At 67.4% G+C, this 15,728-nt stretch carries 18 protein-coding genes and 1 pseudogene; 9 read left to right on the top strand and 10 right to left on the bottom strand.

The genetic code is table 11. From position 1 onward, the window contains the following. Positions 1–361, bottom strand: a pseudogene (locus VZC37_RS23885) (HNH endonuclease signature motif containing protein); the annotation flags it as partial. 347 nt (positions 362–708) lie between these two features. Further along, complete coding sequence (locus tag VZC37_RS23880; RefSeq protein ID WP_330436486.1) at positions 709–1,488, bottom strand: sulfite exporter TauE/SafE family protein; 780 nt, start codon at positions 1,486–1,488, stop codon at positions 709–711. A gap of 57 nt (positions 1,489–1,545) precedes the next feature. On the opposite strand from VZC37_RS23880, the gene VZC37_RS23875 reads away from it, so the two are divergent. The 4 genes from VZC37_RS23875 (at position 1,546) to VZC37_RS23860 (ending at position 4,678) form a co-directional block, all read left to right on the top strand. Beyond that, on the top strand, positions 1,546–1,968 hold the full coding sequence (locus VZC37_RS23875; RefSeq protein ID WP_330436485.1) for a CoA-binding protein: 423 nt from the start codon (positions 1,546–1,548) through the stop codon (positions 1,966–1,968). Between the two features lie 19 nt (positions 1,969–1,987). After that, positions 1,988–2,731, top strand: a complete 744-nt coding sequence (locus VZC37_RS23870; protein WP_330436484.1) for a hypothetical protein — start codon at positions 1,988–1,990, stop codon at positions 2,729–2,731. A gap of 77 nt (positions 2,732–2,808) precedes the next feature. After that, the gene (locus VZC37_RS23865) at positions 2,809–3,288 is read left to right on the top strand and encodes a hypothetical protein (RefSeq protein WP_330436483.1); all 480 of its coding nucleotides are present in this window, start codon (positions 2,809–2,811) and stop codon (positions 3,286–3,288) included. 19 nt (positions 3,289–3,307) lie between these two features. Further along, positions 3,308–4,678 carry a ClC family H(+)/Cl(-) exchange transporter gene (locus VZC37_RS23860; protein WP_330436482.1) on the top strand — a complete coding sequence of 457 codons (1,371 nt, stop codon included), beginning with the start codon at positions 3,308–3,310 and terminating at the stop codon, positions 4,676–4,678. 180 nt (positions 4,679–4,858) lie between these two features. Here VZC37_RS23860 and VZC37_RS23855 read toward each other — a convergent pair whose 3' ends face one another. From VZC37_RS23855 to VZC37_RS23840, 4 genes are all read right to left on the bottom strand, one after another. Then, positions 4,859–5,383 (bottom strand): DUF1697 domain-containing protein, encoded by a 525-nt coding sequence (locus VZC37_RS23855; protein WP_330436481.1) that lies wholly within the window; start codon positions 5,381–5,383, stop codon positions 4,859–4,861. 248 nt (positions 5,384–5,631) lie between these two features. Continuing rightward, on the bottom strand, positions 5,632–6,246 hold the full coding sequence (locus tag VZC37_RS23850; RefSeq protein WP_330436480.1) for a dihydrofolate reductase family protein: 615 nt from the start codon (positions 6,244–6,246) through the stop codon (positions 5,632–5,634). 69 nt (positions 6,247–6,315) lie between these two features. After that, the gene (locus VZC37_RS23845) at positions 6,316–7,578 is read right to left on the bottom strand and encodes a glycoside hydrolase family 183 protein (protein ID WP_330436479.1); all 1,263 of its coding nucleotides are present in this window, start codon (positions 7,576–7,578) and stop codon (positions 6,316–6,318) included. 183 nt (positions 7,579–7,761) lie between these two features. Next, positions 7,762–8,529 carry a methyltransferase domain-containing protein gene (locus VZC37_RS23840; protein ID WP_330436478.1) on the bottom strand — a complete coding sequence of 256 codons (768 nt, stop codon included), beginning with the start codon at positions 8,527–8,529 and terminating at the stop codon, positions 7,762–7,764. Between the two features lie 146 nt (positions 8,530–8,675). Between VZC37_RS23840 and rnhA the strand changes: the two genes are divergently transcribed. The 3 genes from rnhA to VZC37_RS23825 all read left to right on the top strand — a co-directional run bounded on the left by rnhA (position 8,676) and on the right by VZC37_RS23825 (position 10,377). Next, positions 8,676–9,149 (top strand): ribonuclease HI, encoded by a 474-nt coding sequence (rnhA, locus tag VZC37_RS23835; protein ID WP_330436491.1) that lies wholly within the window; start codon positions 8,676–8,678, stop codon positions 9,147–9,149. Next, positions 9,146–10,063 carry a D-isomer specific 2-hydroxyacid dehydrogenase family protein gene (locus VZC37_RS23830; protein WP_330436477.1) on the top strand — a complete coding sequence of 306 codons (918 nt, stop codon included), beginning with the start codon at positions 9,146–9,148 and terminating at the stop codon, positions 10,061–10,063. The genes rnhA and VZC37_RS23830 overlap by 4 nt, the downstream gene beginning before the upstream one ends. Positions 10,064–10,170: 107 nt before the next feature. Then, positions 10,171–10,377, top strand: coding sequence for a cold-shock protein (locus VZC37_RS23825; protein ID WP_330436476.1), 207 nt, complete (start codon positions 10,171–10,173; stop codon positions 10,375–10,377). Positions 10,378–10,443: 66 nt separating this feature from the next. Here VZC37_RS23825 and VZC37_RS23820 read toward each other — a convergent pair whose 3' ends face one another. Further along, the gene (locus tag VZC37_RS23820) at positions 10,444–11,175 is read right to left on the bottom strand and encodes a M23 family metallopeptidase (protein ID WP_330436475.1); all 732 of its coding nucleotides are present in this window, start codon (positions 11,173–11,175) and stop codon (positions 10,444–10,446) included. 175 nt (positions 11,176–11,350) lie between these two features. On the opposite strand from VZC37_RS23820, the gene VZC37_RS23815 reads away from it, so the two are divergent. Next, the gene (locus tag VZC37_RS23815) at positions 11,351–12,142 is read left to right on the top strand and encodes an SDR family oxidoreductase (RefSeq protein ID WP_330436474.1); all 792 of its coding nucleotides are present in this window, start codon (positions 11,351–11,353) and stop codon (positions 12,140–12,142) included. A 150-nt stretch (positions 12,143–12,292) separates the two neighbouring features. Here VZC37_RS23815 and VZC37_RS23810 read toward each other — a convergent pair whose 3' ends face one another. Next, positions 12,293–12,865, bottom strand: coding sequence for a YdeI/OmpD-associated family protein (locus VZC37_RS23810; protein WP_330436473.1), 573 nt, complete (start codon positions 12,863–12,865; stop codon positions 12,293–12,295). A 58-nt stretch (positions 12,866–12,923) separates the two neighbouring features. Here VZC37_RS23810 and VZC37_RS23805 point away from each other — a divergent pair, with 58 nt between their 5' ends. Then, the gene (locus tag VZC37_RS23805) at positions 12,924–13,598 is read left to right on the top strand and encodes a hypothetical protein (RefSeq protein ID WP_330436490.1); all 675 of its coding nucleotides are present in this window, start codon (positions 12,924–12,926) and stop codon (positions 13,596–13,598) included. A 10-nt stretch (positions 13,599–13,608) separates the two neighbouring features. On the opposite strand, the gene VZC37_RS23800 is transcribed toward VZC37_RS23805, so the two are convergent. Beyond that, positions 13,609–14,277: a potassium channel family protein gene (locus tag VZC37_RS23800; protein ID WP_330436472.1), complete on the bottom strand. Its 669-nt coding sequence runs from the start codon at positions 14,275–14,277 to the stop codon at positions 13,609–13,611. Next, on the bottom strand, positions 14,270–15,628 hold the full coding sequence (locus VZC37_RS23795; protein ID WP_330436471.1) for a TrkH family potassium uptake protein: 1,359 nt from the start codon (positions 15,626–15,628) through the stop codon (positions 14,270–14,272). The genes VZC37_RS23800 and VZC37_RS23795 overlap by 8 nt, the downstream gene beginning before the upstream one ends. Between the last annotated feature and the right edge of the window lie 100 nt (positions 15,629–15,728).

The following is a 15,728-nucleotide window of genomic DNA, read 5'->3' as shown; positions in this document are numbered from 1 at the left end:
ACATGCGGTGGGTGCTGAACTCGCCGGCCAGATAGGCCATCCGAATCTTGGGGTACTCCTGCAGGGATGCGCCGAGTGAGTACCATTCGCCGGCTTTGGTTTTGTTGATCCGTAATGCCAGGGAGATTTCGCCGACCGCGGTGTTGCGGGCGGTTTGGCCGAAGATCATGCGGTGGCGGCCGTCGGCGCCGAACAGTCGCTCGTTGTAGGCGCTTTCGCCGATGTGGTAGGCCATCAGCAAGGCGCGGGCTTCGGCTTGTCGACTCAACCGCAATGCATCACGCGCGAACGCCCCCAAACCCTCAGCACCCACCGACGACAACAGGTTGTCGTCGGCTGCGGGGTCGGTGTAGGTGAACACGCTAGGCCTTTCGTGAGTGGGAGGTGCTGTGCGGGAATGTGATTGATGTCAGAGTATCGGGTGGGTCTGACAATGTTGGTGGGTCGGCGGCGGCCTGTGGATGGCGTTGAGTCTGTGCTTCTTGATTGCGTTCACGGTATCGCGGGGGTGTGACAAGTTCGGTGGTGCAGCGGGATTGGCGGGTGTCGGAGGTCTCGATACGTCCTCGCCTAGCGGCTCGGACTACTCGACCAGCGGGTGGGGGTGCGGGTGGCGGCCCTTCGTGGCTCGTCGCTAGCGCTCCTCGCACCTCAGGGAACGGTGGCTGGGTGCCGCGCCTCACCTCAGGGAACGGGGCTGGGAACTCCTCAGGCGAGGAGGCGCCACAGTCCGACGAGGCCGACGACGACGATGACGGCTCGCAGCACCGGCGGGGAGAGTCGACGACCGTAGCGTGCCCCGATGAACCCGCCGAGGAGAGATCCGACGGCGATCACACCGGCTGCAGCCCAGTCGATTCGGTCGAACGCGACCGTCGTGTAGACGACCGCCGCGACGACGTTGACCACCAGGGAGAGCAGGTTCTTCGCCGCGTTCATCCGCTGGAGGTGATCGGGAACGATCACGCCGAGCGCGGCCAGCAGCAGAATCCCCTGCGCCGCGGTGAAATAGCCGCCGTACACACCGACCGCGAAGGTGGCCGTCACCATCGCCGCGATCCGCGGTCCGGTCAGCTCGGGTGCGTGATGCACCGGACCGACCGATCGATGCCCGACCCATTTCTGGATTCTGGGCTGCGCCACCACCAGAACCAGCGCCGCGATGAGCAGGATCGGGACGATCGTCTCGAAGACGGTCTCGGGCAGGTGCAGCAGAAGCCAGCAGCCGACGATCGCGCCGGTGAACGACGCAGGGATCTGCCACCGCAACTGCGGCCACTGACCCTCCAGCTCCCTGCGGTAGCCCCAGGTGCCGGACACACCGCCCGCCACCAGTCCGACCGCATTGGACATCGTGGCCGTCACCGGCGGCACCCCGAAAGCGACGAGCGTGGGGAACGTGATGAGTGTGCCGCTGCCGACCACCGCGTTGATCGCACCCGCACCGACGCCGGCGACCAGCACGGCAAACAATTCCCACAACGTCACCCTTCGAGACTGCCCGACCACGTCGCAACCGACATCGCGGGGTCCTAAGCTCGACTCATGAGCACAACCGACGAGGTCGTCGAACAGATCCTGAGCACCTACGACACCATCACCGTCGTCGGGGCGAGCGCGAATCCGTCCAAGGCCGCCAACGAGGTCCCGGACTACATGCAGCAACGTGGCTGGCGGATCATCCCGGTGAATCCCCACGCCGACGAGATCGTGGGCGAGAAGGTGTACCGCACCCTCGCGGACATCCCCGAGCAGGTGGGCCTCGTCGACGTGTTCCGCCCGTCAGCCGACACGCCCGAGGTGGCGCGGCAGGCGGTGGCGGCCGGCGCCACCGCACTGTGGCTGCAACTCGGGATCGAGTCTGCGGAAGCACGCGCCATCGCCGAGGAGGCCGGGCTGCTCTATGTGGAGGATCGCTGCCTGATCATCGAGCAGCGCCGCACCGGACTGGTGCCCGCGAAGTCCTGAGCTCGCACCGCATCCGCCCGTGCATCTCGACGTCTCGGACGTGACCGGCAGCCGTCTGCCGCTGTTTCTGCTGTTCCTCGCGTTCGTCGTGACATTCATCGTCACCCGCGTCATCACCCGGCTGATCCGCGCCGGGAAGGGACCGTTCCGCGACAACGTCCGCGGCGGGACGCACATTCATCACGCGGTCCCCGGAATCATCCTCACCGTGGCAGGCGCATTCGCGTCGGTCGCCGCGGCGGGCGCGTCTCCCGGCGCGGAGATCAGTGCGGTGGCCATCGGCATCGGAACGTCGCTGGTACTCGACGAATTCGCGTTGATACTGCACCTGCAGGACGTCTACTGGTCCCGCGAAGGACAACTGTCCGTGCAGGTCGTCGGCCTCACGGTGGCCGGCCTCGGCATGGCTCTCCTGGGCATCGACCCGCTGACCGAAGGGGACGCCGAGAGCATCCGAATCGGCCCCATCGCGTTCTCCGTGCCCCTGATCCTGCACCTCGCGTGCCTGCTGGCGTGTGTCGCCAAGGGAAAGTACTCGACTGCGGCAATCGGTGCATTCATCCCACCGGTGGCGTGGATCGGGGCGGTCCGGCTGGCCCGTCCGACGTCGCGGTGGGCACGCAGACGCTACTCGCCCGCGAAGACCACACGCGCTCGGCGGCGCGCCGTAACGTTCGACGCCCGGTACGGCGCCTGGGGCCTCAACTTGGAGGACCTGGTGGCCGGGCGGCCGACCGGAACGACTCAGCCGACGGGGGACTGATCGGGGCCGCCCACCGCCCGACAGGGATAGAGTCGAGTCATGGCAGTGCGGATGACACCAGAGACGGAGTGGGGGACATGATCGCGGCGATCGTCATCGCGATCATCATCGCGGTGGCGCTGTCGATCCTGTGCGGCGCGGTCTGGTTCGCGTGGGATTCGGACAAACGGGTCAAGAAGTTCGCACGGTCCACCGACCTCGTTCCCGGCAAACCCGGTCGCGCGCCAACCGAATGGACAACATCGACATCGCGGGAAGCATTGCTGCACCAGCGGATTCGCTATGCCATCGCCGACGTGCACGCCAATCCGGCCATCCCGCACTCTCCCGAGCTCGTCGCGGCCCGAGATCGCCTGGACGACGCGGTGTTCGGGCTCGACGACAAGCTGATCGACGCATCCGGGATGACCGACGACGACGAGAAGTCGGCCCGGCTGTCCTCGGCGGAGTCCGCGATCTCGGTGCTGGAGGAATTGCCGAGGAAGCTCTGGGAAGCACCGACGGAGACCCAGCTCGCGGACCTCGAGAAGGTGACGTCCGCGCTCGAGCGCGCATGACGGCCGCCCCCGACGCGTCGTGAGCGCGGCCGACGACCATGTGCCCGACCGGTTCGACGGTGACGCGGGCGCCGACGACGTGGTCCTCACCGGGCGCACGCTCTGGATCATTCTGCTTCTCGCCGCCGGGGCGGGCGCCGTGGCCGGCTTCGTCGGCGGCGGATTCCGATGGTGCCTGGAGGTGATCGACGACCGGCGCGCCGAGGTCATCGAGTGGTCGCACACCCATCCCGCATGGGGGTGGCTGATCCCGGTGTCGGTTGCCGGTGTCGCCGCGGCCGCTGCGGCCGCCATCGCACGATGGCAACCATTGGCAGCCGGCAGCGGCATCCAGCACGTCGAGGCCGTCGACCGCGGTGAGGCCGACCCGCCACCCTTGTCGGTCATCCCCGCACGGTTCGTCGGCGGTCTTTTGTCGAACGGTGTGGCGGGCATGGTGCTCGGGCGCGAAGGGCCGACAGTGCACATGGCCGCAGCGATCGGCGCCGCCGCGGGGCGTGCGGCCCGGCTCGCGGCAGAAGAGGTCAGGCTGCTGCAGACCGTCCTGTCGGGGACGGGCCTGGCAGTGGCCTTCAATGCCCCGATCGGCGCGGTGTTCTTCATCTTCGAGGAGGTCACCAAGAAGTTCCGGCTCCGCGAGGGCGTCGTCACGATGGTCGCCGTCGCCATCGGTCTCGGCACAAGTCACCTCGTCCTCGGTGACGAACCGGACTTCCGCGACGTCGGGCCGGTGGCGTCGCCTGCGCTGACGACACTGCCGATCTTCGTCGTCTTCGGGCTGGTCGTCGGGCTGCTCGGGGTGATCTACAACCGGCTCATCCTGCTCTGCCTCGACCTGTTCGACATGATCGGCCGTGTGCCTGCGGTCGTGAAGGCGGGAGCGATCGGCGCCGTGGTCAGCTGCCTGCTCCTCGCCGACCCCACCATGGGCGGTGGTGGCGAAGTCCTCGCCGGCCTGGTGTTGGCCGGCCAACATTTCGCACTGCCCGTGGTGATCCTCTATGTCGCCGTACGATTCATCGCGGGGCCGATCTCGTACGCCGCCGGCACACCGGGCGGCATCTTCGCGCCGATCCTGGCGTTGGGCGCGCTGACCGGGCTCGTCGCCGGGCGGATCACGCAGGTGGTCGTCCCCGGTCTGACCGAGGACCTGACCATCGCGTTCGCTCTCGTGGGCATGGCGACCCTGTTCGCGTCGATCGTGCGGGCCCCGTTCACCGGACTCGTCCTCGTCATCGAGATGACTGCGGTCACCACGGTGACCATCCCGATGCTGGTGTCCGGGGCGATGGCTGTCGTGGTCGCATCGGTGCTGCGGTCACCGCCCATCTACGATGCGTTGCGAATACGCATGCTGCGCAAGCAGTCCGAGGCGAAGGCGGGGCCGTAGGGTCGGCGGGGGTCTCGAGGTCACCGGGTCTCGATACGCGCTCGCCTAGCGGCTCGCGCTACTCGACCAGCGGGTGGGGCAGCTCGCGCTACTCGACCAGCGGCTGGTGGGGGCGGCTCGCGCCAGGCGGTCTGCGGGTGGTGGGGGCGGCTCGCGCTTCTCGACCAGCGATGGGGGGCACTACTCGGCGAGATCGATCAACTTCTGGACGGTTTTCAGGTTGCGGCCGGTGCCCTGGACGCCGAGTCCTTTGGCGATGACCGGCGCGGTGAGCTTCGAGACCCCAGCTCCCTCCGCGTACCTGATGTGTAGGTCGTCGCCGATCACGCGGAAGACGTCGTCGCCGAAGGTGCGTTCGGAGAATTCGGCGACCTTGTCCGCCGCGGGTGTGCCTGTGAGGCAATAGATGTAGGAATACTTCGCATCCACGACATCGAACGGGTGCGCTTCGAGGGCGCTCACGAGATCGTCCCGCGAACGGCTGATGACCTCCCGTTCGAACCCGAATCGATCGGTGATCGCCTTCTCCAGTGCACGGTCGAAATCGCCCGGATCGCCTGCAGGTTCGCAGAGCAGGTTGCCAGATGCGATGTAGGTGGTGATGTCGGTTGCCCCGAGTTCGGCTGCCATCTCCCGCAAGTCGGCCATCGGCAGTTTCGCACCGCCGACGTTCACGGCTCGGATCAACACCACTCGTCGCGACATCTGCGTCGAGCCGGTCAGATGACGGTGGGCCGAGGAGGCGGATCAGGTTGGGGCGGCCCGGGTTCGGGGGTCGGCCCGGGATCGGGCGGGGGAACCGGGATCGGAGGCTCCGGTGGGGGTTCGGGAATCGGCTCGGGCGCGGGAACCGGGTCCGGTGGCGGCTCCGGGGGTGGTACCGGTCGACTCATGGTCACTCCTCACTGCGTGGAAGTTCTTCGGTCCCTTCGGATCGACCCACACGCCCGACGTTACGCCGATGTGCCCACCCCGGCCACGTCATAGGTCAGGTGGGTCACCAACGACGACGCGCGCGCCGACGACGGCGTGTAACCGATTCCTTCCAGACCTGCGAACACACTCTCGCCCTGCCCGAGGACGAACGGCGCGACATGCAGGCGCAGCTCATCGACGAGTCCGGCGGCCAGGTACTGACGTAGAGTCGCGGGCCCGCCCGCCACGGCGACCGAGCCGGATGGGCCGGCGACGTCGACGGCCCGGTGGTAGGCCTCCTCGATTCCGCCGGTGACGAAGTGGAATGTCGTACCTCCGGCCATCTCCACCGATGGCCGCTCGTGGTGGGTGAGGACGAAGACGGGTGCGTGATACGGCGGCTCCGGACCCCACCAACCCCGCCAGGAGTCGTCTGGCCAGGTTCCGCGCACCGGTCCGAACATGTTGCGGCCCATGATGTATGCATCGTGTCCGGTGATCGCCGCGGCCTCTGCGGCGTTGTCGTCGGCCGCCTCGAACATCCAGCGGTGTGCCTGCTCGAATCCCACACCGAGGGGCGCGTCCTCGGACTGATCCGGGCCGGCGCCGAAGCCGTCGAGTGAGATGGTGATGTCTGCGGTCACGGTCGTCATGGAGTCCTCCTCGTGTGGTGTCATCTCGGTGGACTCGCCAGCTCGCCCGAACTCATCGGTGCCGCGGTGTCACCGGACCTTCGCGAGGTCGGTGCGGATCAGCATGACGTTGTAGTCGTCCCACCGTGAGGCGACGAAGTACAGGTTCTGCCCGGTCGATCGAGGATGGATGTAAGGCGCATAGAGGCCCTTGGCCTGCGCCGCCGGCACGATGACCTTCGGGCCCGTCCAGGGCCCGGCCGGTCCCGGGGCGGTGCGCATCATGATGGTGCCGCCCTGTTCGGTCAGCATCACGAACCGCTTCAGGAAGTCGTTGTAGGCCACCGACATCTCGCTGACGGGCTGACCGACGATCGGCACCGCGTCGGCCGGGACCGGTGACCACGAACCGCCGCCGCGGTAGTACTGGTAGCGATCGAGGCGGAGAATGTCGGACGGCCGGACCCGGGCGACGAACGCCGCCCCGAACCGGCCGCTGGGCGTGCCGTACTGGTAGACGAAATCGCCCGCTCGCAGGAACGCGCCCATCTGGAATCGGTCGTGTCCGGCCGCGACCTGCCGCACTCCCGGCACCGTGAGGTCGAGGTTGGCGCGGATGGTGCCGTTGTCGGTGACCCAGGTCTGCCCGTTGTCGCGCGAGACCGCGATCGCCGAATATCCGGTGGCCCACCGTCCGGGCGACAGCCACCGCCGGATGGACATGTAGCTCATGTACTGCACGCCGTCGATCGCGATTCCGCCGGTCGGGATCTTGCCGACCTCGATGTTGCGCACGCCGACCGCGTTGATCATCGGCTGGGAGAACGTCGGATGCTGCGGCGTGACCGACGCGCCGGAGCGTGTCGAACCCGGGATGGCGTCGGGAAACGTGATGCCCTTCGCGAGGTTCGCGGCGCCGTCGCTGCGAAGCATCGTGTTGTGCCGCCACACCATCTGGCCTGCGCACTGGCCCCAGGTGTCGCCGAACGCCATCAATACCTGCCCGGAGCCGTTGTCCCACGGGACGCCGACGTCGGTGGCGGTGATGGAGAACCGCTGGTCGGTGCGGTTCGGGCTACGTGGACCGGTCACCCATTCCACGGCAGTGCTGGCGCCGCGCAGTTTTGCCAGGGGTCGTTGGGGTTTCTTGCCGCCCGCCCGATAGCTGCCGAAGTCGGCGCTGCCGAGTCCGATCTGGCTGGAGCCGCTGCTGCCGGTGCTCCCGACGTCGCCGCCGTGGAAGCCGACCGCACTGCAGATCGATGCCCGGGCCGGCGCCGCGGACACGACGGCAGTTCCGATGGTGAGCGCGACGATGGTCGCCCCGGTGACGATCCGACGGCATCTGAACATGGGACAACCCCCTGCGGACCTGGTGACCGTGGTGTCAGTGTTGCAGAAGTGGCGTGGTGGTCGGTAGATCCTGCTGTGAACCGAGATGTAGGCGTTATCGGGGCGGGGGGTCTCGATACGGCTCCTCGCTGCCGCTCGTCACCTACTCGACCAGCGGTTGGGGAGTACCAGCGGTTTGGCCGCTCAGAACGGTGTCGCCACCGCGAACGTGCGGCGGAATGGCAGCACCGTCCCCATCGTCTGCGGCGGATAGGCGTCGCGCAGTCGTTGCTGGTACTCGTCGACGAATGTGTCGCGGTCGGACTCGTCGAGCGCGGCGAGATACGGGCGGGCGGCGGTTCCGGCGCTCCAGTCGTAGACCGGGTTGTCGCCGTGCAGTACATGCAGATACGTGGTCGACCACGTGTTGGTGGTGTAGCCGCGCTCGGTGAAGAAGGACAGGAAGTCGGCTGGTGCGAACTTCGGCATCCGGCGCACCTCGCCCAGATGATCGGCGAACCGGGGGTCTTCGGCGAGTTCGACGAGGTGCCGGTGCATCGGTGAATCGGCGTTGTCGGGAACCTGTACGGCGAACACCCCACCGTCGTTGAGGTGTCCGAGCAGCCGATCGATGGCCGACATGGCGTCGGGAACCCACTGGAACATCGCGTTGGACACGATGAGATCCACGGGCTGATTGGGTGACCAGGTGGCGGCGTCGGCGATGTCGTAGTTGGCGTTTCGGTCGGTGTTGTCGCGGATCGCCTGATCGATCATGGTCGGCGACGAGTCGATGCCCAGGATCTGGGCGTCCGGCCACAGCGCCCGCAGGTGCCGCGTGAGGTATCCGGGACCGCATCCGAGGTCGACGATCGTGGCGGGAGCGGTCGGAACCTGGGCGATGAGGTCGAGATACGGTCGCGCACGTGCGTCGGCGAATTGCAGGTAACGGTCCGGATCCCAGGTCTGCATGACTCAAGACTAGGCGGCACGTCGCTCGTTCGGCAGTGCGCAAATCCGGCAATTTCCCCGTAATTGGTGCTCTCGTGGCGTGCAGTACCCTTCGGTGGGTGACCGACGCCGTATTCGACAGCTCGCGGGCCGACGCCGCCGACGACGTGACGCAGGCCGGGCCTCCCGACCCGACCGATGTCGTCGAGATCTCGACTGATGGTGCGTGCCTGGGCAATCCGGGGCCGGGCGGATGGGGCGCGGTCCTGCGCTATCGCCAGCACGAGAAGCGGATCTCCGGTTCGGATCCGGCGACCACCAACAACAAGATGGAATTGACCGGCGCCATCGAAGGATTGGCGGCCCTGCGGAAACCGTCGACCGTCATCCTCTACACGGACTCGAGCTATGTCCGGAACGGCATCACCAAATGGGTTGCCGGATGGCAACGTAACGGCTGGAAGACCGCCGACAAGAAGCCCGTGAAGAACGCCGATCTGTGGCGCCGCCTCATCGAGGAGGAGAAACGTCACGAGGTCACCTGGAAGTGGGTGAAGGGCCACTCGGGCGATCACTTCAACGAGATCGCCGATGAACTGGCCACCACGGCGGCCCGGCAGATCGCGGAGGGGAGCCGATGAGCACGACCCCGCTGCCGGTGGCAGTCGAACCGACCCGCGACGAGCATCTGGTCGCCGCGGTCGAAGGCGCCGGGGGTCGTGTCGTCGGGTTGGCCGAGGCCCGGGTCCTGGTGTGGATCGGGACCGTCGACGACTTTCCGGAACTCGGTGATCAGGTCGAATGGGTGGCGTTGAAGACCGCCGGCATCGAAGAGTACGTGGCGGCGGGAGTCATAGACGAGCGTCGCGTGTGGACCAACGCGTCGGGTTTCTACGCGGAGAACGTCGCCGAGCACGCTCTGGCTCTGCTGTTGGCGGGTCTGCGGCAGATCAACACCGCTGTCGTGCGGCACTGGGACAAACAGCCCATCGACACCGCGGTGCGATCCCTGCACGGATCGACCGTGGCGATCATCGGCGCCGGCGGGATCGCGACATCACTGATCCCGCGGTTGTCCGCATGCGGCGCCCGCGTGATCGCGGTCAACCGATCCGGTCGGCCGGTGGACGGGGCGGCGGTGACGTTGCCGTCGGAACGCACCGACGAGGTGTGGGGCCAGACCGATCACGTCGTGCTGGCGGCACCTGCCACCGCCGAGACCCGTCATCTGATCAATGCGCAGTCCCTCGAAGCGTTGCCCTCGCATGCGTGGATCGTCAATGTGGCCCGGGGCCCGCTGGTGGATCAGACAGCGCTCGTCGAGGCATTGCGCGAAGGCCAGATCGCCGGCGCGGCGCTCGACGTCACCGACCCGGAGCCGCCTGCCGACGACGATCCGCTCTGGTCGCTGCCGAACGTCATCATCACCCCGCACGTCGCGAACCCGTCGTCGGGGCTGACGCGCACGATGGCGCCGTGGATGGCCGAGAACATCCGGCGGTATCTGGCGGGGGAGGAACTCCTGGCCCAGGTACGGGCCGGGCAGGCCTACTAGGGCCTGACGCTCGGAGACCGATTCGGGCGCAGGGCCCCTGCTGTGAGAACATGGAGGTTCGGACGCCGTCTGGCGTCCGAATGCATATAGAGAGAAGTACCAGCATCATGGCGCAAGGAACCGTCAAGTGGTTCAACAGCGAAAAGGGCTTCGGCTTCATCGCTCCCGACAACAGCACCGGTGGGGACGTCTTCGTCCACTACTCGGCCATCCAGAGCAGCGGATTCCGCAACCTGGAGGAGCAGCAGCGTGTCGAGTTCGAGGTTGAGCAGGGACCGAAGGGGCCGCAGGCCACCTCGGTGACCGCCCTCTGACACGTACAGACACCACACAAACGCCGCCCGAGAATCTCGGGCGGCGTTTGTCGTCTCTGGGAGTTGTCAGGGGTGGACGCCCCGCTTGTTCAGCCATACCTGCGGGTTGATCTTGTTGCCGTTCGCATCCCAGACCTCGTAGTGCAGGTGGGGGCCGGTGGACTGGCCGCGGTTGCCGACGGTGGCGATCTTCTGGCCGGCGTGCACCTTCTGGCCGGCGCGGACGAAGCTCTGGTCGACATGTCCGAAGACGCCGATGGTGCCGTCGTCCTGCCGCACTCGGACCCATTGTCCGAATCCGGAGGCCGGTCCGGACTCGAGGACGACTCCGTCGGTCACGGCGTAAATCGGGGTGCCGACCTTGTTCGCGATGTCGACACCGTTGTGGTGGGTGCCCCAGCGCGGGCCGTAGCTCGAGGTCACGGTGCCGCTGACCGGCTTCACTGCGTGCCCGTGGCCGGGGGCGAACACCGACGGTGGCAATGCGTCGCGAACGAAGTCGTCGATCTCCGGCGGCAAGTTCAGGTTCGAGGGCAGCTTCACATTGTCCGGGAGGGCGACGTTCGCCGGGATCGGCAACTGGGGCGCCGCCGGCTGGGCGGTCGCCTGTGCGGCGGTGCCTGCGGTAAGTCCGATCGCGCCGACGAAGGCGGCGAGCGCGCCGGTACGCACTGCCGACCGGGTGGTGGTGCGCGACGCGGTTGCGCGATGGCGTCCGGCCGCTCGGGTGCGAGAGTTCGAGTCGAGCACGCGGGTGAAGGGGAGCGTCGACGTGTCGTTCAGTCGGTGTTGAGGCACAGCTTGTCCATCTCAGAATCGGTAACAGTTTGGTATCGGCAAGGACTCGGCGAGGTTACCCATACGCCGCTGAGTGGATCCTGAGAGGAGGGGGCCGAAGTGGCTCAGATCACGTGTGGGACCAGAAAAATAGAACGTGTTTCAGTTCTGCGCGATTCGTGGCAGGCTCGAACCCGTGATCCTCGACAGATTCCGAATCGATGACAAAGTGGCGGTCGTGACCGGCGCCGGGCGTGGCCTGGGTGCCGCCATCGCAGTCGCCTTCGCCGAGGCCGGCGCAGACGTGGTGATCTCTGCGCGCAGCGAACCCGAGCTCGACAAGGTGGCGGCGCAGATCCGCGAGGCGGGTCGCAGGGCGAAGGTGGTCGCCGCCGACCTGTCCGACCTCGACGCCGTCGCGGGCCTCGCCCAGGCCGCGGTCGACGAGTTCGGACGGCTCGACATCGTCGTCAACAACGTCGGCGGGGCGATGCCGCGGCCGCTGCTCGACACCAAGCCCAAACATCTGTCCGCCGCCTTCGATTTCAACGTCACCAACGCCCATGCGCTGGTCACCGCAGCAGTTCCGCACCTGTTGGCGGGCGACGACGGCGGGTCGATCATCAACGTGACATCGGCGGTCGGGCGGCTGCCCGGCCGCGCCTACGCCGCCTATGGCACCGCCAAGGCCGCCCTCGCCCACTACACGCGGATCGCCGCGATGGATCTCAATCCGCGCATCCGCGTCAACGGCATCGCACCGGGCGCGATCCTGACGTCGGCGCTCGACATCGTCGCGGCCGACGACGGGATGCGCACCGCGGTCGAGGAGTCGACCCCGCTGCATCGTCTTGGCGACCCGGCCGACATCGCGGCCGCGGCGCTCTACCTGGCGTCCCCGGCCGGTGCGTACGTGACCGGCAAGATCCTCGAGGTCGACGGCGGGATCATCTCGCCCAACCTGGATCTGCCGATACCGGACTTGTAGACCCTTCGTGACGCCCGCTCGTTCCTCGCGGGCTCCTCAGGGGTCGGGGGGTGAGGCGCTCGTTCCTCGCGGGCTCCTCAGGGGTCGGGGGGTGACGCCCGCTCGTTCCCCACTCGGACCCTGAGGAGTTCCGGAGCTTGCGGAGGAACGTCACGAAGGGCGCTCGTCCCGCGCGGCCTTCTCGACGATGGTGGCGATGCGCCGGGTCTTGGTGGCGGGCTGTTTGGCGAAGGCGAGCTGCGCCAGCGCGAACTTCCGGACGCTCGGCGGCCACGCATCCCAGTGCGTCCGGGCCGCCGGGTCGGCGTCGAGTGCGGCGGCCAGTTCGGGTGACTCGACGAGCGCCTCGGCGTCGTCGAGCAGAGTCCACAGTCCACGCTGCTTGGCGTCGTCGATGACCGCCTGACCGGCCGGCTGCATCCGCCCCTCGCTGACCAGGTCGTCGACGCGCGCCTTGTTCGACGCCGCCCACGCACTGTTGCGCCCGCGCCGGGTGAACCACATGCCGCGCCGGTCGTCATCGATCACGCGGGTGTGGCCGTCGACCCAGCCCCAGCACAGCGCCTCCCGGACCACCTGGTCGTAGTCGAGGGGTTCCTTTCCGGATTCCTTGCGCCAGAAGACGAACCAGACACCTGCGGAGGTGTCGTGGTGCTCGCGGAGCCAGTTGTGCCATTCGTCGAGAGTCGCCAGGTGCAACCGTTCTGCATTCGGGTCGGCCACGATTCCCAGCGTAATGGGGGCGCCGACCAGCGTCGGTAGCATTGGAGATGTGAGCATCATGGGCTCCATCGGCGATTTCTGGTGGCTGATCTTCCCGATCGGCGGTGTCGTCGGGGGCTGGGCGGCCCGGATCGCCGCGTACAACGAGAAGCGCCGCCGCGACAAGATCGAACTCGAACGGATCCGGGCGACATCGCGGGCCGAGGAACTGCGGATCACGCAGACCAGCAAGACGTCGATCACCAAGACGTTGCGGCGCCACGACGAGGTGAACGCACGATGGTTCGACTACGAGCTCGACCTCGCCACCCTCATCGAATACCCGATGATGACGGACCTGCGTGATCCGTTGACGCTGGCGTTTCATCGCGCGAAAGTGCACGCCGACGACCTGCGGCCTGCCGATCCCGATGACCTGCTCGACCCGGCCGCGTTCGCCGACTACCGGGACGCGGTCGGCGAGTACGCGACCGCGTTCGACGCCGCCGAGCGTGAGGCCCGCAGACGCAGGCAGACCGACTTCTCGCCGGTCGAACGGGAACGCCTCGAACGTGCGCGCCGCCTCGTCGCGGTTGCGGCGAACGACGCGGCCACCGCGGCCGAACGGCAAGCGGCCTACCGCAGGGCCCGCGACGAACTCGAAGGCCTCATCGTGGTCCCGCCTGCGGCGAGCGAGAAGCTCGAACACCGGATCGCGGCGGCTTTGGAGCCCGGCCGCGGACGCGCGGAGTGATCGGCCCGGATCATGGCAGGTCGGTGAATCTCTCGACGTCCTCGGTCCGTCCGGCGACGACCAGCATGTCGCCCGCGGCGATGACCGAGTCCTCGGTGGCGTAGACGAAGTGCCCGCCGGGCTGTTTGACGGCCACGACGTTGATGCCGAACCGCTCCCGCGGTCGCCCAGCCGACAGCGACTTCCCGATGATCGCGTTGGGAGCCAAGGTCTTCACCATGGCGAAGTCCTCGTCGAACTCGATGAAATCCAACATGCGGCCGGTCACGAGGTGCGCGACCCGCTCGCCCATGTCGTGTTCGGGTAGTACCACGTGGTGGGCGCCGACGCGCTCGAGAATCTGTCCATGCTGGCGGCTCGTGGCCTTCGCCCAGATCCGGGGAATCCCGAAGTCCGACAACAGCGACGTCGTGAGGATGCTCGCCTCGAGATCGGCGCCGATGCTCACTACAGCGAGTCGGAAGTCCGGCACACCCAACTGTTTCAGCGCGTCCCGGTCGGTGGTGTCGGCGACCGCGGCATGCGTCAGGTCCTCGGCATAACGTTGCACCAGCCGGGGATCGGAATCGATACCGAGAACCTCGGAACCCTGCTCGACGAGTTCGCGCGCCAACGAACTCCCGAAGCGACCCAGGCCGATGACGGCCACCCGCGTCCCGTGGCGGTTTCTGCTACCCAACGATCGGCCTCTCCTCGGGGTATTCGTACCGGCGACCGCGCTCTCGCAACGCGAGAGCGGTGGCGAGCGTGATGGGACCCAACCGGCCCACGAACATCAACAATACGAGCAACAGTTGCGCACCGGCGGGCAGATCGGCCGTGATCCCGGTGGACAAACCGACCGTCGCAAACGCCGAGACGACCTCGAACAGCACGGTTTCCAGCCGATACTCGGTCATGAACATGATGGCGAGCGTGCTCGCCACCACAGCCCCGACACCGAGCAACACCACCGTGATCGCCTGACGCTGCACGGTGGGCGCCAGATTGCGGCCCATCACGTGCACCGTCGGTTCACCACGGATCTCGGCGATAACGACGAAGGCGAGCAGAGCGAACGTGGTGACCTTTATGCCGCCCGCGGTGCCCGCACTGCCGCCGCCGATGAACATCAGCATGTCGGTCACCAGCAGCGACGACGGGTGCATCGCGCCGATGTCGATGGAATTGAATCCGACCGTGCGTGGCGACATGCCCTGGAAGACACCGTTGGTCACCTTGTCCACCAGGCCCATCGGCCCCAGGGTTGCCGGGTTCGACCACTCGGCGGCGGTGATCGCCACCGCACCCGCGACGGCCAGAATCGCGTAGGTGATCACCGTGATCTTGGTGTGCAGCGACCACCCGCGTGCCGGTGCCGTGGCCGACCGCAGCCGCCGCAGGAGACGGCGGTAGGCCTCGAACACGACGGGGAAGCCGAGCCCGCCGATGACGAAGCCGACCACGATGGGAACCAGAATCCACAGGTCGCTCGCGAACGGCATGAGACTGTCCGCATAGAGCGAGAAGCCCGCGTTGTTGTACGCCGAGATCGCATGGAAGATACCGAGATAGATTCCCCGACCAACGTTCTCGTCGTATCCGACGATGAACCGGGTCGAGAGGATCGCGGCGATCACCGCCTCCACGGCGAGGCTGAGCACGATGACACCGATCACCACGCGCCGGCTGTCGCCGAGCTGTACCGAGCGGGTCTCGGCCTGGGCGACCAGCTGCATCCGTAGGCCCATTCGTCTGGCGACGATCAGCCCCAGCATCGACGCCAGGGTCATGATGCCCAGTCCGCCCACCTGGATGAGCGTGAGGATGGTGAGTTCGCCGAACATCGACCAGTGCGACCCGGTGTCGACGACGACCAGGCCTGTCACGCACACGGCCGACGTCGCCGTGAACAGTGCGGTGACCGCAGAGGTCGACTCCCCGCTCTCGGTGGCGATCGGCAGCATCAGCACCGCGGTCCCCACGACGACCGCGAGTGCGAACCCGGCCGCGACCAGACGCGCCGGGTGCCGCGCCCCCAACAGCCCCATGGACACCCTCCCTCCCGCCGCCGTCGTCACCCAATTCTGGCCGCAGCTACCGCTTCCGGCCGCACTTTCGTCCGCAAGCCGGAACCTGGAACTGCGGCCG

The sequence above is a fragment of the Gordonia sesuvii genome, from assembly GCF_036350415.1.
Classification (GTDB): domain Bacteria; phylum Actinomycetota; class Actinomycetes; order Mycobacteriales; family Mycobacteriaceae; genus Gordonia; species Gordonia sesuvii.
This window is presented reverse-complemented; position numbering and strand designations above follow the sequence as displayed.